This window comes from Spirosoma pomorum, assembly GCF_054776615.1.
Window position 1 is genome coordinate 1 of the sequence record NZ_BAAHBP010000019.1, and the last position, 23,967, is coordinate 23,967.

The 23,967-nt window shown below is 51.9% G+C and carries 19 protein-coding genes and 1 pseudogene; 13 read left to right on the forward strand and 7 right to left on the reverse strand.

Annotated features, from left to right (window positions below):
* Nucleotides 1–475 precede the first annotated feature (475 nt).
* Together ACYVAD_RS11345 and ACYVAD_RS11350 are read right to left on the reverse strand one after the other, a co-directional pair.
* On the reverse strand, nt 476–799 hold the full coding sequence (locus ACYVAD_RS11345) for a nuclear transport factor 2 family protein (RefSeq protein ID WP_461139609.1): 324 nt from the start codon (nt 797–799) through the stop codon (nt 476–478).
* A gap of 20 nt (nt 800–819) precedes the next feature.
* Nucleotides 820–1,611, reverse strand: coding sequence for an SDR family oxidoreductase (locus ACYVAD_RS11350; RefSeq protein WP_461139610.1), 792 nt, complete (start codon nt 1,609–1,611; stop codon nt 820–822).
* 142 nt (nt 1,612–1,753) lie between these two features.
* Here ACYVAD_RS11350 and ACYVAD_RS11355 point away from each other — a divergent pair, with 142 nt between their 5' ends.
* On the forward strand, nt 1,754–2,137 hold the full coding sequence (locus ACYVAD_RS11355) for a winged helix-turn-helix transcriptional regulator (RefSeq protein WP_461139611.1): 384 nt from the start codon (nt 1,754–1,756) through the stop codon (nt 2,135–2,137).
* Nucleotides 2,138–2,416: 279 nt separating this feature from the next.
* Nucleotides 2,417–2,992, forward strand: a complete 576-nt coding sequence (locus tag ACYVAD_RS11360; protein ID WP_461139612.1) for a Crp/Fnr family transcriptional regulator — start codon at nt 2,417–2,419, stop codon at nt 2,990–2,992.
* 46 nt (nt 2,993–3,038) lie between these two features.
* Here ACYVAD_RS11360 and ACYVAD_RS11365 read toward each other — a convergent pair whose 3' ends face one another.
* Nucleotides 3,039–4,481 carry an amidase gene (locus ACYVAD_RS11365; RefSeq protein ID WP_461139613.1) on the reverse strand — a complete coding sequence of 481 codons (1,443 nt, stop codon included), beginning with the start codon at nt 4,479–4,481 and terminating at the stop codon, nt 3,039–3,041.
* A gap of 277 nt (nt 4,482–4,758) precedes the next feature.
* On the opposite strand from ACYVAD_RS11365, the pseudogene ACYVAD_RS11370 reads away from it, so the two are divergent.
* Nucleotides 4,759–5,133, forward strand: a pseudogene (locus ACYVAD_RS11370) (ester cyclase); the annotation flags it as partial.
* Between the two features lie 155 nt (nt 5,134–5,288).
* Here the strand turns inward: ACYVAD_RS11370 and ACYVAD_RS11375 are convergent.
* The 3 genes from ACYVAD_RS11375 to ACYVAD_RS11385 form a co-directional block, all read right to left on the reverse strand.
* On the reverse strand, nt 5,289–5,420 hold the full coding sequence (locus tag ACYVAD_RS11375) for a hypothetical protein (protein ID WP_461139614.1): 132 nt from the start codon (nt 5,418–5,420) through the stop codon (nt 5,289–5,291).
* A gap of 21 nt (nt 5,421–5,441) precedes the next feature.
* Nucleotides 5,442–5,630 carry a hypothetical protein gene (locus ACYVAD_RS11380; protein ID WP_461139615.1) on the reverse strand — a complete coding sequence of 63 codons (189 nt, stop codon included), beginning with the start codon at nt 5,628–5,630 and terminating at the stop codon, nt 5,442–5,444.
* 655 nt (nt 5,631–6,285) lie between these two features.
* Nucleotides 6,286–6,954, reverse strand: a complete 669-nt coding sequence (locus ACYVAD_RS11385; RefSeq protein ID WP_461139616.1) for a response regulator transcription factor — start codon at nt 6,952–6,954, stop codon at nt 6,286–6,288.
* 530 nt (nt 6,955–7,484) lie between these two features.
* On the opposite strand from ACYVAD_RS11385, the gene ACYVAD_RS11390 reads away from it, so the two are divergent.
* Together ACYVAD_RS11390 and ACYVAD_RS11395 are read left to right on the forward strand one after the other, a co-directional pair.
* Nucleotides 7,485–8,156: a response regulator transcription factor gene (locus ACYVAD_RS11390; RefSeq protein ID WP_461139617.1), complete on the forward strand. Its 672-nt coding sequence runs from the start codon at nt 7,485–7,487 to the stop codon at nt 8,154–8,156.
* Between the two features lie 9 nt (nt 8,157–8,165).
* Nucleotides 8,166–9,563 (forward strand): HAMP domain-containing sensor histidine kinase, encoded by a 1,398-nt coding sequence (locus ACYVAD_RS11395; protein WP_461139618.1) that lies wholly within the window; start codon nt 8,166–8,168, stop codon nt 9,561–9,563.
* Between the two features lie 103 nt (nt 9,564–9,666).
* On the opposite strand, the gene ACYVAD_RS11400 is transcribed toward ACYVAD_RS11395, so the two are convergent.
* A complete protein-coding gene (locus ACYVAD_RS11400; RefSeq protein ID WP_461139619.1) occupies nt 9,667–9,897 on the reverse strand; it encodes a hypothetical protein in 231 nt (76 codons plus the stop codon).
* Nucleotides 9,898–9,905: 8 nt separating this feature from the next.
* Between ACYVAD_RS11400 and ACYVAD_RS11405 the strand changes: the two genes are divergently transcribed.
* From ACYVAD_RS11405 to ACYVAD_RS11440, 8 genes are all read left to right on the forward strand, one after another.
* On the forward strand, nt 9,906–11,306 hold the full coding sequence (locus ACYVAD_RS11405) for a TolC family protein (protein ID WP_461139620.1): 1,401 nt from the start codon (nt 9,906–9,908) through the stop codon (nt 11,304–11,306).
* A 3-nt stretch (nt 11,307–11,309) separates the two neighbouring features.
* Nucleotides 11,310–14,582: an efflux RND transporter permease subunit gene (locus tag ACYVAD_RS11410; protein ID WP_461139621.1), complete on the forward strand. Its 3,273-nt coding sequence runs from the start codon at nt 11,310–11,312 to the stop codon at nt 14,580–14,582.
* Nucleotides 14,583–14,593: 11 nt separating this feature from the next.
* Nucleotides 14,594–15,724: an efflux RND transporter periplasmic adaptor subunit gene (locus ACYVAD_RS11415; RefSeq protein WP_461139622.1), complete on the forward strand. Its 1,131-nt coding sequence runs from the start codon at nt 14,594–14,596 to the stop codon at nt 15,722–15,724.
* A 53-nt stretch (nt 15,725–15,777) separates the two neighbouring features.
* Nucleotides 15,778–17,085, forward strand: coding sequence for a TolC family protein (locus ACYVAD_RS11420; RefSeq protein ID WP_461139623.1), 1,308 nt, complete (start codon nt 15,778–15,780; stop codon nt 17,083–17,085).
* 6 nt (nt 17,086–17,091) lie between these two features.
* Nucleotides 17,092–18,189, forward strand: coding sequence for an efflux RND transporter periplasmic adaptor subunit (locus ACYVAD_RS11425; RefSeq protein ID WP_461139624.1), 1,098 nt, complete (start codon nt 17,092–17,094; stop codon nt 18,187–18,189).
* Between the two features lie 112 nt (nt 18,190–18,301).
* Entirely contained in the window at nt 18,302–21,445 is a 3,144-nt protein-coding gene (locus ACYVAD_RS11430; protein ID WP_461139625.1) for an efflux RND transporter permease subunit, read from the forward strand.
* Nucleotides 21,446–21,456: 11 nt separating this feature from the next.
* Nucleotides 21,457–23,010 carry a capsule assembly Wzi family protein gene (locus ACYVAD_RS11435; RefSeq protein ID WP_461139626.1) on the forward strand — a complete coding sequence of 518 codons (1,554 nt, stop codon included), beginning with the start codon at nt 21,457–21,459 and terminating at the stop codon, nt 23,008–23,010.
* A 21-nt stretch (nt 23,011–23,031) separates the two neighbouring features.
* A complete protein-coding gene (locus ACYVAD_RS11440) occupies nt 23,032–23,373 on the forward strand; it encodes a hypothetical protein (RefSeq protein ID WP_461139627.1) in 342 nt (113 codons plus the stop codon).
* Nucleotides 23,374–23,967: the final 594 nt, after the last annotated feature.

The window sequence follows — 23,967 nt, forward strand, 5'->3', positions numbered from 1 at the left end:
GGCCAACATTCAGATTATGTTACAACGAATACAGCCATCAAGCCAAATCTAATTCCAAAACACGCTCTAAGGAGGCTGTAGGGCAAATAAGGACCTCACTCAATGGAAAAAAAAGCTTCTAATTCATAATATAGAATACGGAGCATTGAAGAATTTCCTTGGTTTATGTTTACAAGCAGCTGTATTTAGCCTTATTCTTAGTATAAAAGCTGCTTTTTTTTATACAGCAAAGATCTATTAATTCTGTGAATTTCTCCCTTTTTTCATAAGTTCTATATTACGTATGAGCAAATGGCTGATACATTATTATGGTAACAATTATACACGAATTTTATGCCAGCAATTTCTCGCTCAATCTAAACCAGTGAGTAACTCGTAATCTGTCTCACAAAGAAGCCTTTTGTGAGACACGCTTATCTACTTTGCCTTTTTTTTTATGAATAAAAAAGGAGCGGCTAATTTTAGCCGCTCCCACTTATCCGGTAATTTTCAATGATTGTATCAATTCATCAACTATCTCTAGACGATAATTCAACACAACAGGGCTTCCGGGAAAATTTCCTGAAGATTCTGCTTTTAAAAGGCTTTCCGTTTCTGTTTGGTCAAAGCTGATGGGGCTCATTGTCGCCTTGTATCGCTCGTTGGCATCTGTAATCCAATGTTCTATTTCTTTTCGCCCAGTGTGCGTTTTGCCCTCGTCGAAAACTACAGCTGTTTCGGAAAAACAAGTTGCATAGGCTATGCTATCAAAGTTGTTTTGTGCTATTACTAAGTCTGTTATTACTTTCGGTAAGTTCATGTTATTAATTTTAACGGTTATTAAATTGTTGGTACCGTACCGCCATCGATAACAAATTCGGTCCCTGTTAAATAATTAGCCCTTGGTGAAACAAGAAAACCTACTAGCTCAGCTACTTCTTCCGATTCGGCAGGCCTACCATAAGGTATTCCACCCAAGGCGTCCATGACACGTTGTTGCGCTTCTTCTACTGTACTGTTCGCATTTCTGGCAATCTCGCCCAGCCATGCCTTTGATGCTGTTGTCTTAATCCATCCTGGCGAAACAGTCAGCACCCGCACACCCTTAGGGGTAACTTCGTTCGATAAACTTTTACTGTAGTTTCTCAATCCTGCTTTGGCGGCAGCATACGGCAACGTAGAATCGTAAAGCGGCAGTATGCCCTGGATCGAAGCGATGTGAATAATGACACCACTTTTTCGATCGATCATCTGTGGCAGAAATCCTCTGTCCAGTCGGACAGGAGCCAACAGGTTAGCCTGTAGCGTCGATTCCCAATCGTCATCCGTTAAGGCGATAAAACCGCCAGCAGGCGTAGATGATCCACCGAGGTTGTTGACCAGGATGTCCAGCCTCCCGTAGGTTGATAGTACTTCGCTGATTACCTGTTGTGATCCTTCTGGCTTACTTAAATCGGAAGGAATGAAATGCAATTTGTTGTTTTCTTCTTCCGGTGCGTTTCTTGCGGTAATAATAACCGTTGCACCCGCTTGTAAAAGTCTTTCTGCAATGGCTCTTCCGGCACCTTTTGTTCCTCCTGTTACCAAGGCAATCTTGCCTGCCAACTCATTGTTGAAATTAAACTGTTCCATTTTTATTGTCCCACTTTTAAGCATTAACTATAGGACAAAATTGGGCTGTAAAAGCAGTTAGCACAAGTACGGTATTACGATTCATATAGGGATAAATTTATCACCTATTGCACAAAATGGTACATACGATTAAGTTTGCCGTATGTATGAGCGAAAAATACTGCCGAACTTAAATTGTGGGCTGGATCTAATCGGTGAGGTCCTTTACGGCAAATGGAAAATCCGTCTGTTGTGGTTTATCAATGAGGGTTATAAACGCCCAAGCGAACTGCAACGTAAAATCCCCGATGCTTCCCGCAGGGTTTTGACTATTCAGTTGAAAGAATTAGAAGACCACGAACTGGTTACGAGAAAAATTTATCCCGTTGTACCACCAAAAGTAGAATACAGCCTTACCGAATTTGGTAAGACGTTAATCCCCGTGATTGCCGCCTTGGGGCAATGGAGCGATGAACACGAAGACCGTTTGCGAAATGTGATTTTAAAACAAACTGTAAGTTCTGATTTGGACATACTCCCTAATTAGTTAATCTGTTTATCAAGGGTAGTTTATTGTAAGTAGATAGACTGCATAAACTTCATCTCACAAATCGTCCAGTTTAAGAAGCAGCTACATGAGTACTTTCTCGTCTTACGGGCGAGCCTTATGTGAGACGATTAGTTATTCATGAATGTCAAACGGGCTGTCCTCATCATTCGCTGTTAGGACTTTGCAGGATTGCATCTGGCCAACGTCAGTTTACCTATTATTTACAGCCAGCATTCGCCTTGCCCTCTACCAGCTCATTTGATTAGATTTGACACCATGTTTGACGTTTTTGACAATTATTTACGCGGATGGGTGGCTATCTCGCCCCAGGAGCTGCAACTGATCCGGGATGCAGCTTCAGAAAAAGCGTTACGAAAATGGCAATCCATCCTCCATGATGGCGAGGTATGGAAAACCAACTGTTTTATTGCTAGTGGCTGCTGCCGACTCTACCGGTTTGGTAAAGATGGTACCGATCACACGATGCGGTTTGGCGTGGAAAACTGGTGGATGACCGACCAGGAGAGCTATAATCAGGGTACCCCGTCCGAGTATAATATTGAAGCCTTAACGGCTACTAAGGTTATCATCTGGACTAAGGAGAGTTGGGAGCAACTTTTACTATCGATCCCCGCCTTGAAGGTATTCAACGAAAAACTGTTGGCCAGAGCCTATGAGAGCAGTCAACGGCGCATCTATTCCTTGATTAGTGGCTCAGCCGAAGAAAAGTATCTGGAATTTCAACAGACATACCCCCTGGTATTCAACAAGGTACCGCTTCATATGGTGGCATCTTATCTAGGCATATCAAGGGAAACCTTAAGCCGTATCCGACGAGAGTTTAATAAATGACCCAAAACCTCCCAGAGCACGCCAGGAGGTTTTTGGGTCGCCAGTCTCAAAGGGCTGGGTGAAGGCCGCCAACCGGACTCACTCGCTCCAGCAGCGATGCTAGATGAAGAATGGTCGATTCGGCATGCCAACTGCCAACAAGCTGCACTCCGATGGGCAAGCCGTCCTGGCTGGTGCCATACCGCATAGAGATACCGGGTAAGCCCGTGACGTTGAGTGGCACAGTAGCTCCTTGTAGGTAGGTGGCATCAACCGTCTGGCCATTGATGGTGAACTTGTCAAGACCATGCTTGTGGGCCGGAATCGGTAAGACGGGGGTGATCAGTGCATCGTAGTGTTGGAAGTAACCGGCAAAACCGTCCCGCAACCGCTCGGCCCCTTGCTCGGCGTCAATAAAGGCGTCCATCGGTGTATCGGGCGTAGCCAGCATGGTGGTGGCCATCTTGTAGAGTTCATCGGAGCTACGGCCCGCCGTTGCCTGTCTAAAAGCCGCTTTCATTTCCATCACGTGCAGCCGATTGAAGACGTCCAGTGCGAAGTCACGCTCGAGGGCCGGAATGCGTACCTGCTCTACGGACAGGCCCATATCGTTCAGCGCTTGGGCCGCGGCCTCTACCGTGGCAGCCACCTCGGGGTCGACCGGCCCAAAACCGGGCTCGACTAACCAGCCCACCCGCAGCTGGCGATCGGGCGAATAGCCTACGCTAGCTGCGAAGGGACCAACACTCGTGGCAAACGCGTCAAGACCGTCGGGGCCGGAAAGTACAGAGAAAGCCAGTTCCAGATCACGGATGCTTCGGGCCATGGGTCCCACATGCCAGAACCGACGCGGCACCCGCGGCCAGACGCCGGTCATGGGTATGCGACCGTGGGTCGGTTTGAGCGAGACAATCCCCGTCTGAGCGGCCGGCCCCCGAACCGAAATAGCCAGGTCAGTGCCCAGACCCAACGGGGACATTCCGGCAGCGATCGCTGCCGACTCCCCCCCGCTTGATCCGCCCGGTGTGCGGGTCAAATCCCAAGGATTGTTGGTGCGACCGCTTAGCAAATTATCACTTTCGATCCAGTAGGAGAACTCCGGCAGATTGGTTTTGGCGAGCAGAATGGCGCCTGCCTTTTTCATTCGCGCAACACTGGTGGCATCGTTTTGAGGAACGCGCCCTTTAAAGATGGGCGAGCCACGCTGGGTCATGACGTTGACGGTGTCGATTGAATCTTTGACGGTAAACGGCACGCCATGTAACGGGCCAAGCTCCTGGCCGCTCAGCACAGCCGCTTCGGCGGCCTTGGCGGCCTGGCGTGCGCTATGCGCCAGGGTAACGATGGCGTTGATAGTTGGGTTGAGCGCTTCAATACGGTCGAGGTGCGCGTTCATGACTTCGACCGGGGAGACCTGGCGGGTGCGGATGAGTGTAGCCAGGGCCGTGGCATCCTCATAAACAAGTGGACTATTGGGTTGTGCTTCCATAACTTCGGTTTTTCGTTTCATTCATTGACTGGCTGAATCAGCTGAACAAAAGTAGCGGGGTGCTACCCCCCGAAACGAAGCTATATGACACAATTTGAGGTTGACATTTGTCACGCTTTACGGGCTACAATGGCCTAGCTACGAAAGCACTTTTCATTGGTAAGGAAATACGCGTCCTGTCAAGCAGGAGCGTTTATTGAAAGGGTATCAACGGGCGTTTTTATACTTTGGCTAATAGGCCACTTATACACAAATGGATTTACAAACTCAATGAAACAAAGAAGCTGCCAGGCGTTTCAATCAGGAAGTGATTGTAGAAGGCAATCTGGAAAACTTCAACGAATTAATGGATGACCAGTTTATCAATCACTCCGTCCCACCAGGTGCTGATAAGGGTCCGCAAGGCATGGTAAATACGTTCAACAATATCCTCCGCCCAGCTCTGGCTGACATGCAGGTAATCATTCATGATCAAATCGCTGAAGGGGATTTAGTCACCACGCGCAAAACCATTACTGGGACCCATACGGGAACCTTGATAGGCATCCCCCCAACGAATCAGTTAGTACGTATCGAGGTAATTGATATGGTACGATTACGCAACAGGAAATACATTGAACACTGGGGTATCAATACCTTACCCACTGTTTTACAACAGTTAGCCAAAAATTGAGCCTTTTTATAAGGATACTATTTTTGAATTCCTGTCCATTCCAGTATAGAGTATACGGCCATTCTTGCAAGTAGCGATGGGTTCTGTTTTGCTCACTTAATGAAATCAGATATCGCTTTATTAATTTCCTGCTTTTGACTTTGAGTTGCCCCGTCTCACATATCATTATGAAGCGTGGCAGGTAGTTGAATAATTCGTATACCGAATTGCTTCTGCTCCTCTACCGTGGCTAGCACTCCTTTGTCTGCTACCTGATCACTGGAACGTATCGATAGGATGCGAGGCATTCGCACTCTGGGTGGCGGCATTCATCGATTATCTAGCGAAATTACCTGGCTCACTAAACTTGGATATTGCTGGGCAAACAACATCGTCATATCACCGCCATTCGAGTGTCCGGTTAGTAACACGTGGGCTGCATCCAGATCAGGTTTCTGCTTTTGGAGTTCTTCAATAACAAAGTGAATATTGTCCGGACCTCGTTTCCAATTTGGCATTCTAACTTCCTAAGGATTGCCCGTCATGGGTAAGGGTTCGTCGGTTGGTAGTTCATGTTGAATACTGGCGACCAGATAGCCATGGGTAACTAGATTCTGAGCGATGAACGAGCAGGCTTTATTGCTACCCCCGTATCCATGACTGAGTACAGCTAGCTTTAAGGGGGGATGATTGAGGAATGTATAAAGCTACGGAAATAAGCCGGTTACAGGCTTTATCAGTCAGCTTCAGCGAATCAGTTTTGATTCTGACACGGGTAGAATCATATCGAATATGGGTGTCGTAAGCCTATGTTGATGAGCTAATCAATGCGGTAAAAAGAACAAGTATGAAGTACCGGATCATTGATGTTATATGAGTTGCCTACTATCCGCGAAAGTAATAGCTTTTAGGCCGGCTATTTGTGCACGATCCGTAAATCTTTGTATCAAATGCCCGGAATGAAAATATGGAGATTTCTCTCTGTCTCAGGTGGGAGCGTTTGAAGAGACAGACGATACGCGAGTGTTTAGCCTAACGTTTCGTACTTTTTACGCTGATAAACGTCGGTCGATCCGATTATACCACAGAAATACTGATTACCGTGCAAACTGTAAGCCTATTGCAGCATGTTCGCTTTACGTGGGGATCCGATTCGTTTAGCGCCCGATTGCGTTAACCAACCAGTTTGTAACCAATACCGAAAATAGTCTGAATGAGTTTTGGGGAGAAATTCTTATCAATTTTTTTGCGCAGGTAGCTGATATACACGTCCAGTGTATTCGGTCGGTACGTGTCAGCACGTGCCCAAACCTGCTGGAGCAGGAAGTCCCGTTGCAGTACTTGTCCCCGCCCCCGCATCATTATGGCCAGCAAGTGACACTCGCGTTCGGTTAAATTAATTCCGCATCCGTTTCGGTACACGGTTCGCTCGGTCAAATTCAGATCGAGCCCCGCCCAATTTAACCATCGTACTGGGCGTAAATAACCGTGCCTAGTCAACGCCCGCATCTGAAGAAGTATTTCCCGGGCTGATGCGGGGTAGGCTCCCTGCGAACCAGCTTCCAGGGCTGAGTTGACAGGCTTATGATTTAGCTCAGGGGTTAAGTTATAAAACAGGACCGGTACATGCGGATCTTCTTTACGTATTGTTTGAAATGTATCACAGCTATCAATCTGTGATACATTTGAACTCAAAAAAACTACATCGTAGGCCTGTACCTGAATCATCTGCCATCCGGCTATACCGTTCTGCGCGATAGTAACCCGGTGGCCCTCCGTTAGTAGTTGACGGTGTAATGACTCACATAGTATAGCATTTGATTCGATTAATAAAATCCTCACGGCAAAATACGTTATAGTAAACTTTAGTACTAGAAGTACAAAGGTCCATTGCGCAAATTAGAGTGCACTTAGATTTTGGTTAAAGTGTGCTTAGAAGGAAATTAGAAATAACTTATAAAGAATAATTCTTTAAGAAACCGTATCCGTAATCTTACGCTTGACGCACTGCGTCATGGTTGAGAACGTATCAGATATTTCACTTTGGTAGCCGCTTCGAACTTGTTTGGCCGTGCCCAAATAGTAAACCGCCCGGCGGACACCTTCGGGCACGGTCCACGCATCCGAAATCTTCAGGATAACTTTTAGCCAAAAGGTAGCTCTTTCAACACTCGTTTGCGTTAGGATAATTACATCGTGGCCAGTAATGAAAAGAAAATCAAAACAATTTGTTTTGGGGCCGGGGTTCTATACATGTACCGATAGGAGTAATCAAGTCGTCGGTACGATCAATCAGGGTTTACAAAGTTTGCAACTAATCCTGAATCCGGATTAAGTCATACATTTATTCTAGATTCAATGCATACGGTCGCATGAAAGTATTGTTAGTAGAAGACGAAGAGCGGTTGGCTCTGTTCGTGCAGAAAGGACTGGAAGCCGAGTCATACCGGGTTGACGTAGCCTACGATGGCTACGTGGGTAAACAGCTCTTCACGCACAATGAATATGATGCGGTCATTCTGGACATTAATTTGCCTCAGATTAATGGCATCGAGCTTTGTCGTCAGTTCAAGGCCGATAACTCGTCGATGCCAATTTTGATGCTGACCGCGCTGGATAGTCTGGACGACAAGATGAACGGATTTAATGCCGGAGCCGACGATTACCTGCCCAAACCCTTCGAATTCATCGAGCTTCTCGCCCGACTACGAGCCATCACGAAACGGTACAATGTCAATAATCAGTCGGTGGTGCGCTTAGCGGATCTGGAATTGAATCTGAATACGAAGGTCGTCACCCGGCACGGCCAACGAATTGATTTAACGACCAAAGAACACGCGTTGCTGGAATACCTGATGGCCCACTCGGGCAAGATTATCTCTCGTGCCGAACTAGCCGAAAAAGTGTGGGATCTTTCCTTTTACACGAGCACCAATGTCATTGATGTGTATGTAAGCTACCTCCGTAAAAAAATAGATCGCGATTTCTCGCCTAAACTGTTACATACGGTTGTTGGTATGGGGTACGTCCTGCGCGAAAACTAACTAGATACCATGCTGATTCGTAACAAACTGACGATCGTCTTTATCCTGCTTGTTATTACGATTCAGCTGGCCTTTTCGACGTTTATCTACCTTTTTTACTCGATCTACCGCGAACGGGCCTTTTACGTGCGTCTCCGGGCGAAAGCGCAGCTGTACGGCCGTATCATTCTGGAACGGAAGGCGTTACGTGATCCGCTCAATAGCCTGCAGGCCATCGATTTGGCCACGATTACCGGCGAGCATACCAGCCTGTTCGATTCCACCGGTACCATTCTCTTTACCAATCAGAGCAAAGCCTACCAGGAGAAGGAAACGAGTTTACTGGCTACGCTCAGCCAGCAAAAATCCGTTCAGTTTAACATCGAGAACGAGAAAGGGATTGGCATTACGTACACGTACGAGAATCAGCCGTACTCGATTTTTGTGACCGGCATCAACCGGCTTGGCGAAACCAGCGATCAATACCTGCGGGTGCTGCTGCTGATCGCTAACCTGGGCGGTGGGGTGCTGATTACGGGGGCTGGCTGGTATTTTTCGGGCCGCTTTCTTCAGCCCATCGCGCGCATGGTGGCCGATGTAAACCAACAGTCCGATTCGCAATTGACGGTGCGGCTCGATGAAGGAAACCGGCGGGACGAACTGGCGCAGCTGGCGATGACCTTCAATGAAATGCTGGCCCGCTTGCAGACCAGCGTCGAGAATCAGCGGAGCTTTATTTCGCATGCATCCCACGAGCTTCGTACGCCCCTGACAAACATGCTCGGCACGCTACAGACGTCGCTTCGCTACGATAACGCACCGGACCAGTGGCGCAGGAGTATGGAGTTAGCCGTGCTGGACAGCAAGCGCATCATCGAACTGACCAATGGGTTGCTAAGCCTGTCGAAATCCGAGAATTTGTCTCTTCCCCGTCAGCCCATCCGACTGGATGAGTGCATCGAACAGGCGATGGGGCAGACCAAAGCCAAATACCCCGACAGAGACCTGTATTTTCAGTTTGGCACCCTGTCCGACTCCGACTATTTCGAGATCCTAGGCCACGAGCCGTTGTTAACCACCGTACTGACCAACCTTCTCGATAACGCCTGCAAATATTCGCAGCAACCCGTCTGGATTGAACTGAGTACCGAACACGCCCAGGGGCAGTACGTCATCACCATTACCGACCAGGGACGGGGGATTCCGGCGGAGGATCTGCCTTATCTGTTTGAGCCGCTGTATCGGGGCCGCAACGTAGGCAAAACCGAAGGATACGGCGTCGGTATGGCCGTGGCCCGGCGGCTTATCGCGTTCCACAAAGGAACCATCGATGTTCAGTCGGTGCTGGATCAGGGAACGACCGTAACCGTCCGGCTACCCATCTACGCCGACACCGCTGCACCGTCGGAGCCCGCGACGATTTCATAACATCTAATACCGTTCTCAGACGGTTCTAATACCGCGACAGCATCTTTGTGGAGTCAATATTACTTGTTCTCCTGATGCATAACACCCGCCTATATTCTCTTTCTCAGTTCAGCCCGACAGGCGCATCAACACACCTTTTGTCGCTGATAATGAGCCTTTTGCGGTTCTGTTTCTCAAAAAACGATGCCGGCAGACTGAACGAGTCACCCGTATTCGTTGCCCGGCTATGACAGGGTGCTGCGCCCTGTCGCCCCGCCGTTTCGATTCGGTCTGCTGACAGGTAAACGACTCCGCTATCCAGTCTCACCACCCGTTTTTTAAGAGTAGAATCCACCAAAGGTCATGGTTGTTAATCCCATTAAACGAATTGTATATGCTATCGCAGGGCTGATCGGAACCTGCGGTCAGGTGCAGGCGCAGGACCAGGTTCATCAACGGCTGACCCTGCCGCAGGCCATGGAACTGACGCAGCAGAACTATCCATCCATCAAGGCCAAACAGGCCCGGCAGGAAGCGGCCAACTACCAGGCCGAGGCTGTCCGTAACCAGCGGCTGCCCGAGGTACAGTTTCAGGATCAGCACACCTTCGCCAGTTTCAACAACCTGGCGGGTGCGTACTTCCCGAATGAAGGGTCGGTGATTCCGGTGTCGGGGGCGGCCCGTCCCGCCAGCTGGCAGGGCGTCTGGGGCAGCTTTACCAGCCTGCTCGTCAACTGGCGCGTATTCAATTTCGGACGCCTGCAGGCCAACGAAGCCGTGGCCCGGCGGGGGCAGCAGGCGAGTCAGGCCGACACCGAGAATGAGATCTTTCAGCAGCAGGTACGGGTGGCCGATGCGTACCTGAACTGGCTCGTACTGCACCGGGTTGTGGCCGTTCAGCAGGCCAATCTGGCGCGCACGCAACAGTTTGAACAGGCCGTCACGACGCGGGCAGCCGCTGGTCTGCGACCCGGTGTCGACTCGTCGGTAGCACGCGCTGAGTCGGCGAAAGCGCGGCTGCTGTTGCTGGAAAGCCGCCAGAACGAACAGGCGCAGCTGTTACAACTTCACGAGATGATGGGCGTCCGAAGCGGTGTCTATCAGCCGGATACGTCGTTCTACAGCCGTCAGCCTCAACTAGCCCTCGAATCGGCCAGTACGGGCGAAGCGCCGTCGCTGCGGCTCCTGCAGGCGCAGGCTGAGCAGTCACAGGCGCAGGCCGAAGCCATTCGAAAGTCCTACTGGCCGTCCATTTCCGTGCTGGGTTCGTTCGGGGGACGTGGTTCGGGCATCGACAACCTGACGGGTGAGGTCAGCGGCAACTTCGGTCAGGGAATACCGTATCGGATCGGCAATTACCTGGTCGGCGTATCAACCCGCTGGAACCTGTCGGCGCTGCCCCGCATCCGCAACGAAACCAGGGCCGAGCAGCTCCGGGGCGATGTGTTCCGGCAGCAGTACCGACAGGAGCAGCTGCGCCTGAATCGGCAGTCGGAAACGGCGGATCTCCGCACCGCCTACGCGCGGCAGCAACTGCTCGAAGCGCCGGTACAAACCACGGCGGCCCGGAATGCCTACACGCAGGCGACGACCCGCTACCAGACCGGGCTGGGTACGCTGGTCGAAGTCGCGCAGTCGTTTGTGCTCGTGAACCGGGCAGAGGTAGACGAGGCCGTCGCTAACAACAACCTGTGGCGATCGCTCCTGCTGAAAGCCGCTGCCCAGGGCGATCTGTCTGTTTTTCTGAATCAACTTACGCACTGATCTATGCATGGTTTAATCAAAGCAGCCTTACGCCATCCGATTGCCGTCGTGGTGGGGATGCTGGCTATCGTTATCTTTTCGACCTTATCGATTCGAAAGATTTCCGTCGATATTTTCCCCGAGCTGGATCTGCCCACCATTTACGTCATTCAGCCGTACGGGGGGATGGCGCCGGACCAACTGGATGGGTTCGTCGCGGCCCAGTACCAGAACCTGTTTCAATACGTAACGGGCGTCCGCAACATTGAAATCAAAAGCACGCAGGGCCTGGCCTTGCTGAAGCTGTCTTTTTATCCAGGAACGAACATGGGTCAGGCGGCCTCGGAGGTGACGACCAATGCCAACCGGGCCAGGGCCTACATGCCCGATGGCACCGTACCGCCCCAGATTGTTCGGTTCGATGCCAGCTCGGTACCCGTTGGTCAGCTGGTTTTCAACTCATCGACGCACTCGCTAAACGAAATTCAGGATTACGCAGCGTCGCGCATCCGGCCTATGTTTTCAACGATTCCGGGGGTTGCGTCTCCGCCACCCTTTGGCGGTAACCAGCGAACGGTGGTGGTGCGGGTTGATCCTAGTCTGCTGCGGAGTTATAACCTGACCCCCGATGATGTTGTCGACGCGATTTCGGACAGCAACCAGCCTTCGGCGGCTGGTAACGTGCGCATTGGCAAGCTTGCGTATATGTCCCCCGTTAATTCTCTTATTCAGAACGTCAGTGATTTTCTGGATGTACCGATTCGAAAAGGAAACGGGCCAAATGTGTACGTCCGCGACATAGGTACGGTTGCCGATGGGGCTGACATTACCGTTAGCTACGCGCTGGTCAACGGGAAGCGGGCCATTTATATTCCGGTGGTCAAAAAAGCCGACGCGTCAACGCTGGACGTGGTCAAGAATGTACGGAATACGCTGCCCGCTTTACAGGCCGCCGTTCCGGAAGATGTGAAGCTGTCGTACGAATTCGACCAGTCGGTTTACGTAGTCGAAGCGGTCAAAAACCTGATCAGCGAAGGGATTCTGGGCGCGGTGCTGACGGGCCTGATGGTGTACCTGTTTCTGCGCGATCTGCGGAGTGTGCTGATCGTTGTCGTAACCATTCCGCTGGCGATTTTATCGGCGGTGCTGATGCTGGACCTGTGGGGACAGACCATCAACACGATGACGCTGTCGGGGCTGGCCCTAGCGATCGGTGTGTTGGTTGACGAAGCCACCGTAACGATTGAAAACATCCACCAGCATCTGGAGACAGGAAAAGCCAAAGGCCGCGCTATCTGGGATGCCTGTAAGGAAATTGCCTTACCGAAGCTGCTGATCCTGCTGTGTATTCTGGCCGTTTTTGCGCCATCGTTCCTGATGGAAGGCATTCCCAAATCCATGTTTTTGCCGCTATCGCTCGCCGTTGGCTTTGCCATGATCGCTTCCTTTTTGCTGTCGCAGACGATCGTGCCGGTACTGGCAAACTGGCTGATGAAGAGCCACAAAGGTCACGCTACCGCCGATCACGCTTATGAGGATGAGACTCCTGAAGTCGAGAAAATTCGTCTGGAAAACAAGCAGATTCAGTCGGATGCCAGACTGGTGGATCAGCACGGACCCGATACCCAAAAAGTGGGCGGGTTTGAGAAATTTCGGGTGCGCTATACCCGGCTGGTAGAGCGGATTCAACCGTATCGAAAAGTAACGGTGCTGGCTTATCTGGGCATCAGCCTGGCGTTAGTCGTCTTCGGTTTTAGTCGGTTAGGCACGGATATTCTACCAAAGGCCAATACAACGCAGTTTCAGATGCGCTTGCGGGAACCCGACGGAACCCGGCTTGAGGTGACCGAACGGGCAACCCGTCAGGCGCTCAAACTCATCAACGAGATTGTCGGGCCGGAGCATGTGCGAATTACGTCGGCTTACGTGGGTACGGTTCCGTCCAGCTATGGTACCAGTTCCATTTTCGTGTACACCAGCGGGTTCCACGAAGCCATTATTCAGGTAGCGCTTCACGAAGATTGCCACGTCAACAACGAACAGCTGAAAGAGAAAATCCGGGCGCGGGTCGCTCGCGAGATGCCCGACACGAAAATCTCGTTCGAGCCCATCGAGCTGACCGAAAAAATCATGAGCCAGGGGGCATCGACACCCATTGAAGTAACGATTGGCGCTAAAAATATCGGCCAGGCGCATCAATTCGCGAAAAAGGTAGTGACTGAGCTACAGGCCATTCCGTACCTGCGCGACGTTCAGATCGCCCAGCCGCTGGCCGTGCCCACCCTGTCGATGAAGGTCGATCGGGTGCGGGCCGCGAAGCTCAACATGACGGCAGAAGAGGTGACTCAATCGATGGTGGCGGCTACTTCGTCGAGCCGGTTTACGGAGCGCAACTTATGGATCGATCCTAAGTCCGGCCTGGGCTATCAGGTGCAGGTTACCATTCCGGAGTACCTGATGAACAGCGTCTCGGCGGTTGAGACTATTCCGATCAAGTACGAAAACGGCAACCGGCATATTCTGGCTGATGTGGCTTCGGTGAGCACACGACTCACACCGGGCGAGATCGATCGGGAGGGCCCCAATCGGCTGGTGACCGTGACCGCCAACATCGTTGGTAAAGATCTGGGAACCGCCGGAGCGGCCGTTCAGAAAGCGGTCGATAAGGCTGGCGAACCGCCCCGGGGCGTTGTGGTCAAAACCAAGGGGCAGATTCAGCTGCTGGCCGATACGCTGAGCAGTCTCCAGACCGGTCTGGCCATTGCCATCGTCGTCATATTCCTGCTGCTGGCCGCCAATTTCGAGTCGTTCAAATTGTCGCTGGTGGTGTTGTCGACCGTCCCCGCCGTGCTGGCTGGCTCGTTGCTGATGCTGCTGGCCTGCGGGGCCACGCTGAACCTGCAATCGTACATGGGCATGATCATGTCGGTGGGGGTGTCGGTGTCGAATGCGCTGCTGCTGGTGACGAATGCCGAACAGGTCCGCCTGGTGAACGGCAATGCCAGCTGGGCGGCCCGGATGGCGGCTAACACCCGACTGCGCCCCATTCTGATGACGGCCATTGCCATGATCGCCGGTATGATTCCCATGGCGTCGGGGGTCGGCGAAGGGGGCGATCAGGTAGCTCCGCTGGGGCAGGCCGTTATTGGCGGACTCCTTTTTTCAACCGTGGCCGCGCTGCTGATCCTGCCCAACACCTTTGCCTGGGTGCAGGGGAAATCGTCGCTTGAATCTACGTCGCTCGATCCCGACGACGAAAACAGTCACTATTATCACCAGGAACACGCCTTGTTGTAGGCATTCGAACTATGAAACCACGCACCATCCATACGGGTCTCTTTCTGTTGCTTGTAATGGGCCTGATGGCTTGTTCACACGATGAAGAGAACCACGAGAAAAAGGAAGAATCAGCCGCGCTGCCGCCAACCTACACGCTGGCCACCGTTCGGGCTGTGAACAACTCCCGCGACCTGACGCTACCCGCCGATTTGAAGCCGTATTACGCAACCCGCATCTTCCCCAAAGTGAAAAGCTTTGTGCAGAAGGTGGCTGTCGACCGGGGTTCGCGGGTGCGGAAAGGGCAGTTGCTGGCCGTTCTGGAAGCCCCCGAACTGACGGCTCAACTGGCCGAAGCGCAGACAAAAATTACGCTGACCAACAGCTCCCTCACCAACGATAAGGCGCTCCTGAACCGCTTGTTGAAAGCGTCGCAAACCGCGGGGGTGGTGGCGGCTTCCGAGATTGATCTGGCCCGGAGCCGGGTAGCCGCCGACAGTTCGCTACTGGCGGCTGCCCAGGCAAACGTGAAGGTTGCCCGTCAGATGACAACGTACCTGCGTCTGGTCGCTCCGTTCGACGGCACGATCACCGAGCGGAACGTATCGGCGGGGGATCTGGTCGGACCCGACGGTAATACCGCCAACGCCGTGCCGCTTTTTGTGCTGGAAGACAACAGCCGGTTGCGCCTTACCCTGGCGGTGCCGGAGTTATACGCCGATGCCGTACGGGATGCTGTGGGAATCACCTTTTCTGTGCCCGCCCTGCCGGGGCAGACCTTCACGGCCAAACTGGCCCGAACGTCGGAAAGCCTACAGGAAAATGTCCGGGCGCTGATTACGGAATTTGACGTGCCAAACGCGAACCGGAAGCTCAGCGCGGGTATGTACGCCGACGTTACGTTGCCGCTACACCGCCGGGTGGCTACGCTGGTTGTGCCCGCAACGGCTGTCGTCAATTCAACCGAGCAAGTGTTTGTGGTCGCTGTTCGCGATGGGAAAGCCCATCGGGTAAGCGTTCGGAAAGGGCTGGATCTGGGCGAGGAAACCGAAGTGTTTGGTTCGCTCCAGGCGGGCGATCAGGTCGTACTGGCCGCTTCCGACGAAACGCAGGATGGGGACATCATCAAGGCCGGTTCGGCGCTATCGGCCCATGTCAACTAACGAAGTAACGGTTCAGGGTGAATCGATTCGCATAAGCTAGGTTTTTTCTTTTTATGGTTTTCTCTCGTCGCTCAATCTATTTACTCTGGGTTGGCTGCTGCTCACTATTGCCTTTGTGGGGAGCCGCCCAGCCTGTTTCCGACACGCTGCGGGTTAGCTTGCCTCAACTGGAAGAACGGTTTTTGAGCCGTAACTTCCAGTTGCTGGCGCAACGGTATCAGATCAGCGCGGCCGAAGCCGAGGTTATTCAGGCGGGATTGCGTACTAATCCAAATCTGGAGGTGGCCACCAACCTGTATAATCCCAACACGGGGAAGGTGCTGCCCCTGTCGACCCCGCCAGCCTCCGATATCAACAACGATGTCTACAACAGCGGTTATTACGCGGCTGAACTTCAGCAGCTAATCCGGTTGGCGGGTAAGCGGACCAAACTCGTGGCGCTGGCTGAAAGTAACCGCGAGTTGGCATCAATCACCTTCCGCGACATACTCCGAACGCTGCGGTATCAACTCTATACGTCCTATGCGAACCTGCATTACGACCTGGAAGCGATCCGGCTGCTGCGTGGCGAAGAAGAGCGACAGGGACGCCTGATCGAATCGTTTCAACTGGCGCTGAAAACGGGTGGCGTTTCCCGCTACGAGTTAACGCGGCTGGAAGTGGATCGGCGGGAACTGCGCACCAACATCGCTACGTATCGCAGCCAGATTGCCGAGGAGCAAGCGACCTTGCGGGTGCTGTTGCGGCAAACAACCCCTGAATTCATCCTGCCCATTCAGGTCCCTGACGCAGTCCCGGCGTTGCCAACGGTCGAACTGTCGATTGATTCGGCGCTGGTCAACCGGCCGGATGCCGCCCTGGCACGGGAGCAGATCAACAACGCCGAACGGCGACTGAATCTGGAACAGGCCAACCGCACCCCTGACCTGACGGCGGGGGTGGCCTACGAACGGTATGGGAACACCTATGTGAACTTCACGGCCATTAAACTGAGCATGGACCTGCCGTTTTTCAACCGAAATCAGGGCGGTATCAAAGTCGCAAAACTGGGTATAAAAAGTGCGCAGGCCGGGCTCGACAATCAGGAGAGCGTTGTCCGCAACGAAGTCATCGAAGCCTACGAGAAGCTGACGCTCTATTACGAGCAGAACGCCACGTTGCCGCCCGACTACCTGAGTCAGTTGCAGAACATATCCGTTGAAGCGACAAAGGCCTACAACAATCGGGTCATCAGTCTGCTCGATTATCTGGATAAGATCCGTACCCATCAGTCAGGTATCCTCAACTATATCGCCCTGCAGAACAATATTTTCCAGGCGCAGCAGCAACTCAACTTTACGACGAACACCCGTTTTTTCTAACAAGTTATGAAATCCCTAAACGCCTTACTACTTACTGTTTTCGCGGGCAGTGCGCTGCTTTCGGGCTGCCAGAAGCGGGAGCATAGTGCCCCGACTTCGGCGGCCGATTCAACCAGTAGCTACCTGATCGATACGGTTCGAAGTATGCCGCCCCAGCAGCAGTTGACGCTCAATGGGTCAGTCACGTTCGATCGGGAGGACGTGATTCAGGTGTTTCCGCTGGTCAGTGGGAACGTCGAGAAAATCAATGCGCCCCTGGGTTCCTATGTTCAGAAGGGACAGGCGTTAGCGACGATTCGGTCGGGTGATATTTCAACGTACGTCAATGATTACCAAGCCGATAAGTCGGATCTTGAAGTAGCCCTCCAGAGCGAAAAGAACGTGACGGCGCAGTACAAAGCCGGATTTGCCTCGGAAACCGATTACCTGACGGCGCGCAGTGCGGTTAAAAAAGCGGAAGAGGAACTCAGCAAGTCGGCGAATATTCTGCGGGTCTACGGCGGTAGCAGCAGCTCCGGCAACCCGTATTTCACCGTAAAAGCGCCCATTGCGGGCTACGTGGTGCAGCGGGACGTCAACGCTGGGCAAGACTTACGTTCCGACAGTCAGAATCCGCTGTTTACCATTTCCAGTCTGAAACAGGTCTGGGTGATGGCGAATGTGTACGAGCAGGATATTCCACTCGTTCGGCAGGGGCAGCCGGTAACGGTTCAATTGTTAGCCTATCCAGACAAGCTATTCAAGGGTACCATTGATAACGTAAGCAGCGTGCTGGACGAGCAAGCCCGCGTGCTGAAAGTCCGGGTTGTGCTGGCGAATCCAAACGGTCTGCTCAAACCCGACATGTTCGCTACCGTTCATGCGCAGCTGAACAGTACTCCCAACGCCCAATCGCAGCTGGCCGTACCGCAAAAAGCCATCGTCTTCGACCGTGATCAGTACTATGTGGTTGTTCAGACCGCTCCGAACAAATATGCCGTTCGTGAAGTGGCCATCAGTCAGAATACAACCCGCTACGCATTCGTTACCGGCGGAGAATTGAAAGCCGGCGATCAGGTGGTAACAGAAGGTAGCCTGCTCATTTATAACGACTTAACTAGCTAAAGTAATTTTGAATGAGTGAATAGGTGAATGAGCGAATACCATCCGGCGGAGCAGCTTGCGCCAGCCATATTCACTCATTTACGCATTCACTCATTCACTCATTCATTAGACTATGAATAGCTTCATCCGCAGGATTATCACGTTTGCGCTAACCAACCGGTTTGCTGTTTTTTTCGGTGTTTTTCTCATTGCCGTCTGGGGGGTAATCTCGTTTCTGAATACGCCCGTCGAGACATTTCCCGATGTGACTAATACCAACACCATTGTTATTACGCAATGGCCGGGTCGGTCGGCCGAAGAGGTCGAGCGATTTGTTACGGTTCCGCTCGAAACCGAGTTGAATTCCATTCCCCGCAAAACGACCCTGCGTTCGGTGTCGCTGTTCGGGCTGTCGGTCGTGACAATGATCTTCGAGGATGGGGTTGATAACTTTACCGCCCAGGCTAACGTCTCGAACCGGGTGGCGGGCGTGACCCTGCCCGAGGGAGCTGAAGCCGAAGTGCAGCCGCCCTACGGCCCCACCGGTGAGATCTACCGGTTTACGCTGGAAAGCAAAACAAAGGACGTAACCGAACTGAAAACCATTCAGGACTGGGTCATTGACCGGCAGATTAAGAGTGTGCCGGGGATTGCCGACGTGGTGAGTTTCGGCGGAAAAGTAAAAACGATTGAAGTAAGCCTAAACCCAACCCTGCTGACGAATTACGGCTTTTCGGCGCTCGACGTCGACGAGGCTATCCAGCAAAGCAATGTCAACGTAGGTGGCGATATCATCAAAAAAGGCAATCAGGCCCTGGTCGTTCGCGGCATTGGTTTGCTGACCAAGCCCGAAGACGTAGCGGGTATCATCATTGATAACGTGAATGGGGTACCCATCAAAGTGCGGGACGTAGCGACGGTCAAGGAAGGGTTTCAGCCCCGACTGGGCATCGTAGGGCGCGACAAGCAGGACGACGTGGTGGAGTGTATCGTGGTCATGCGTAAGGGCGAAAACCCCAACGAGGTGATCCCGGCCCTGAAATCAAAAATCGAGGAACTCAACACGCGCATTCTGCCCAAAGATGTCAAGATCAAGACCTTCTACGACCGAACGACCCTCAACAATTACACGCTTCATACGGTCGGTGAAAACGTAGTCGTGGGGATTGTGCTGGTTACGTTTATCCTGCTGATTTTCCTGGCCGACTGGCGGACTACGCTAACCGTCGCCATTGTGATTCCCCTGGCGCTGTTATTTGCCTTTATCTGCCTTCGGCTGCGGGGAATGACCGCCAACCTACTGAGTATCGGGGCGCTGGATTTTGGGATCATCATCGACGGGGCCGTGGTGATGGTCGAGGGGCTATTTGTGATGCTGGCCCACCGGGCCGAAAAATTGGGCATGACCAAATTCAACGGGCGGGCCAAGCTGAGCTGGATTGCGCAGACGGCGACCGAAATGGGGAAATCCATTTTTACGTCCAAGATTATCATCATTACGGCGCTCTTGCCCATTTTCACCTTCCAGAAAGTAGAGGGGAAGTTATTTAGTCCGCTGGCGTGGACGATGGGTTTTGCGCTGCTGGGATCGCTGGTCATTACCCTCACGCTGATTCCGCTGCTTTGTAGTCTGCTGCTCAGGAAGAACGTAAAGGAACGGCGCAACCCACTCGTCGAGGGCCTGACCAAAATTTACCGACCTGCCTTGCAATGGGCCATTCGCAAGCCACGCACCATCATTGGCATCGCGTTGAGTAGCCTTGTCTTCTCGCTGTACGTATTCAGCGTGCACATCGGGTCGGAGTTTTTGCCCCAGCTCAACGAAGGGTCCATCTACGTACGGGCCAGCCTTCCCTATTCCGTATCGCTGGACGAGAGCTATTCGTACACCCGAAAATTACGGGCCATCTTCAACGAGTTTCCGGAAGTGCGGGGCGTCATTTCGCAGACCGGCCGACCCAACGACGGAACCGACCCGACGGGGTTCTTCAACAATGAATTCTTCGTGGATTTGTATCCGAGCGAAGACTGGACCCGGTCGATCACCAAGGACGAGCTGGTCGAGCAGATGCAGCAGAAGCTGGCTCGGTTTAAAGGGGTTTCCTTTAATTTTTCCCAACCCATTTCGGATAACGTGGAAGAAGCCGTTTCGGGCGTGAAGGGGTCGATGGCTATAAAAATTATCGGCGACGACCTGACCGCGCTGGACAAACAGGCTACCGAAACCTTCAACGTCATGAAGCAGATTCGAGGGGTGAGCGACCTGGGCGTATTCCGCAACCTGGGGCAACCCGAGTTTCGCATTACGCTTGACCCGCAAAAACTGGCCTTGTATAACGTTCCCGCGCAGGATGCACAATCGGTCATCGAAACAGCGGTCGGTGGTAAAACCGTAACGCAGTTTTACGAGGGCGAACGGAAGTTCGATATTAAAGTCCGCTACGATGAGCGGTTCCGGTATACCCCCGAGCAGATCGAGAATTTGCTGATTCCGTCGCGTTCGGGCAGTAAAATCCCCCTCCGGGAGCTGGCCTTTATCGGAACGCATAGCGGGCCAGCGTTCGTGTACCGGGAAGGAAACTCCCGCTTTATTGCCATCAAATTTTCCGTCCGTGGGCGCGATCTGGGAAGTACCATTGCCGAAGCCCAGGAGAAAGTGGCCCAGACCGTCAAGCTACCCGACGGGTATCAGATTCGCTGGGCGGGTGAATTCGAAAACCAGACGCGGGCCGAGCAGCAGCTTTCTATCGTTGTACCCATCAGTATCACCATTATATTTCTGATTCTGCTGTTCACCTTCAGCAGTGCCATCGATGCTGCTGTTATCATCCTCAACGTACCCTTTGCCCTGATTGGCGGCATTTTGGCCTTGTGGATGACCGGTTTTAACTTCAGCATCTCGGCCGGGGTGGGGTTCATTGCCTTGTTTGGCGTTTCCGTGCAGGATGGTGTCATTCTGGTGAATCGATTTAAAGAAAATCTGCGGAATAAGATGCCCATGCTCGAAGCCGTGCGGGAGGGGGCGCTCTCTAGGGTCAGGCCAGTCGTCATGACCGCCCTGATGGCTTCACTTGGTCTGTTACCGGCCGCGCTATCCACCGGCATTGGTTCAGAAACGCAGAAGCCGCTGGCCATCGTCGTTATTGGTGGGCTCATTACCTGCACCATTCTCTCGTTGCTGATTCTGCCGGTAGTCTACAACCTGATTTATGGAGGCATCAACAAGCAACGGCTGAAAAAAGAAAACGCCAAGCACACTTCAGACGTAACGGTTTAAGACACGGGAAAATGCTCAGATTCAAATCCTCAGTAACCTCGCTTTGTCTGACGGCCGGGTTCGTGTGTTCTTCTGGTGAATTACTTAAAGCCCAGCCTGTTATTGGCAACGAAACACCCGTTAAAGGCTTTGTCGAAACGGGCGGCTTCGTCGTGAATGGGACTATGCCGTTCTGGTTTCGGGCGAATCAATCTGGTATAGTACCGCTATCCGGGTCAACAGGGCAGTTGCGAATGGGCTTATACAGAGACAATTATCGCGTTAATCGTGCGGATAGTTTGATGAGGCCAAAAAATATTGATTGGGGGTATGGTCTTGAAGTAGTGGGTAACGCTGGTCAACAGAATCAGCTAATACTACCCGAAGGCTACTTGAGTGTTCGCTGGAAACAATTCGAAATTTATGCGGGCCGCCGACGGGGTATGGTTGGTCTGGTCGATACGCTGCTTACGTCAGGGTCTTACGCCTGGTCTGGTAATGCCCTACCCATACCTAAAATTCAGATTGGCACCATTGGCTACGTTCCTATTGGTTTTACAAAGGGGTTCGTGGCTATCAACGCCCTGTTCAATCATGGCTGGTTTTCTTCGGGATTTGTCAAAAATAGTTACCTGCATCAGAAAGCAATTTACATTCGTCTCGGAAAGCCCACCGCCAAAGTGAATCTGTATTTTGGCGGAAATCACGAAGTCCAGTGGGGTGGATTTGCTCCCAGTTTAGTAGGGGTGCCTAGCTTATCGGACAATATGGATGGGCGCTTTGCGTCGGATTTAGACGCCTTTTACCGAGTCATTACGAGCACATTTGGTACTGGTTACGTTCCTCCGCAGGGTGTTATCTCCATAGACCAAGGAAATCGGATCGGTAACCACCTGGGGTCATTTGACGGTGGTGTTGAATTGAAAATGAAAGGCTACAACGTGTTTGCGTATAGACAAAACCTGTACGAAACCGGGTCACTCTTCTATTTAACAAATATCACCGATGGCTTACATGGTGTTCGAATTCAGCGGTCGCAATCAAGTCGACGTCAATTTTCGGTTGATCGCTTCTTACTGGAATTCTTTGATTCAAGGAGCCAAGGTGGTCCTGAGTTTGTAATTGGTGATGCAAAACGACACGGGCGAAACAACTACTTCAACCATTCTCAATACCAGGAGGGCTGGACGTATCAGGGCCGCACTATTGGAACACCCTTTCTGACAACGCGCTACGAAGCTAATCCTTCGTTACCCCAGGGTTACCCAATTACGAATAACCGAGTAACGCTGTGGCACATGGGCCTCTCCGGGCAGATTGCACAGCGAGTAAACTGGCTGACAAAGCTGTCATACAGCCAGAACTACGGAACTTACGATGTTCCTTACCCGGCTGGTACGAATCAGTTTTCGATGCTGGTGATGCTCAACGCGCCTGTACAAATTCCTATCATCAAAGCGTGTCAACTTACTTCATCGTTCGGCTTGGATACCGGCAACCTGCTACCCAATTCTTACGGATGTTACATCGGTGTCCGCAAATCCCTATTTGACGACGTTAGTTACCGTACAGGAAAGAAATACTGACCTCTGATCCCTTTCCAAATATTGAGGTTTACCAGTTATTGGATCAAACAACTTATTGCCTTCGACTATGATCTGAGTGGTCTGATCAAGACGATTCGTTACTACTGCACATTCACCGATCAGACGGCCCCTACGCTCTATAATACGCGTACGCTGGAATACAACGAGCAAAAACTGGTCAGCAAAACCACTGATCAGCCAACACCTGACCCCGTCAACAATCCGGCCCCGTTTGCCGCCGTCAGAGCCTATTCCTACGTGAACGGTAATATTTCGGAATACACCGATATCTCTTTGTCTACCTCCGTGAAACACACCTCCGCGACCTATGATGACAAACCCAACCCTTATTACACGGTTTAAAACTACGTAGGTATACTGACAAGCCGAAACAACTACATTGATCCAAAGAACCAATACACTTACAATAACGCGCGGTTGCTAACGTCGGTAGTCACCAACTACCAGGAGCCTGAAATCCAGCTGCAAAGCACCGCTACGTTTGAGTACGAAGCTTACTAGCTAAGTTATTTGTGATCCACAACCAGAAAAGCACCCAGTCGAAAGGACTGGGTGCTTTTCTGGTTATTTTCTGGAATATTGGTACTCAAATATCTCTTCGTCTCGGATAGAAGCCTTTTATGAGAATGTACTTTTTAAGATTTACGCAGTCAATATGTGTTCAAATTGATTAATGGTATATCAGGGCAAACGCATTAAAGTTGTTGAATGACTCGCAAGAGGTAGTCGTCATCATGAGCCGCCTTTTTGCGCTTGCGCTTGAGATTCATCTTAGTCGGCTCCCGACCCAAGGCCGACAGTGCCATTTTGCGCAATAAGGCTAAGTTCTGAGACGCCTGAGCTTGACGTACTTGACAACCATCTTCTCTAAGAGCGTGTTGGGAAATTGAAAAGTACTGGTAGTGGAGTCAACTTTGTATCGACCAAGATGCAATG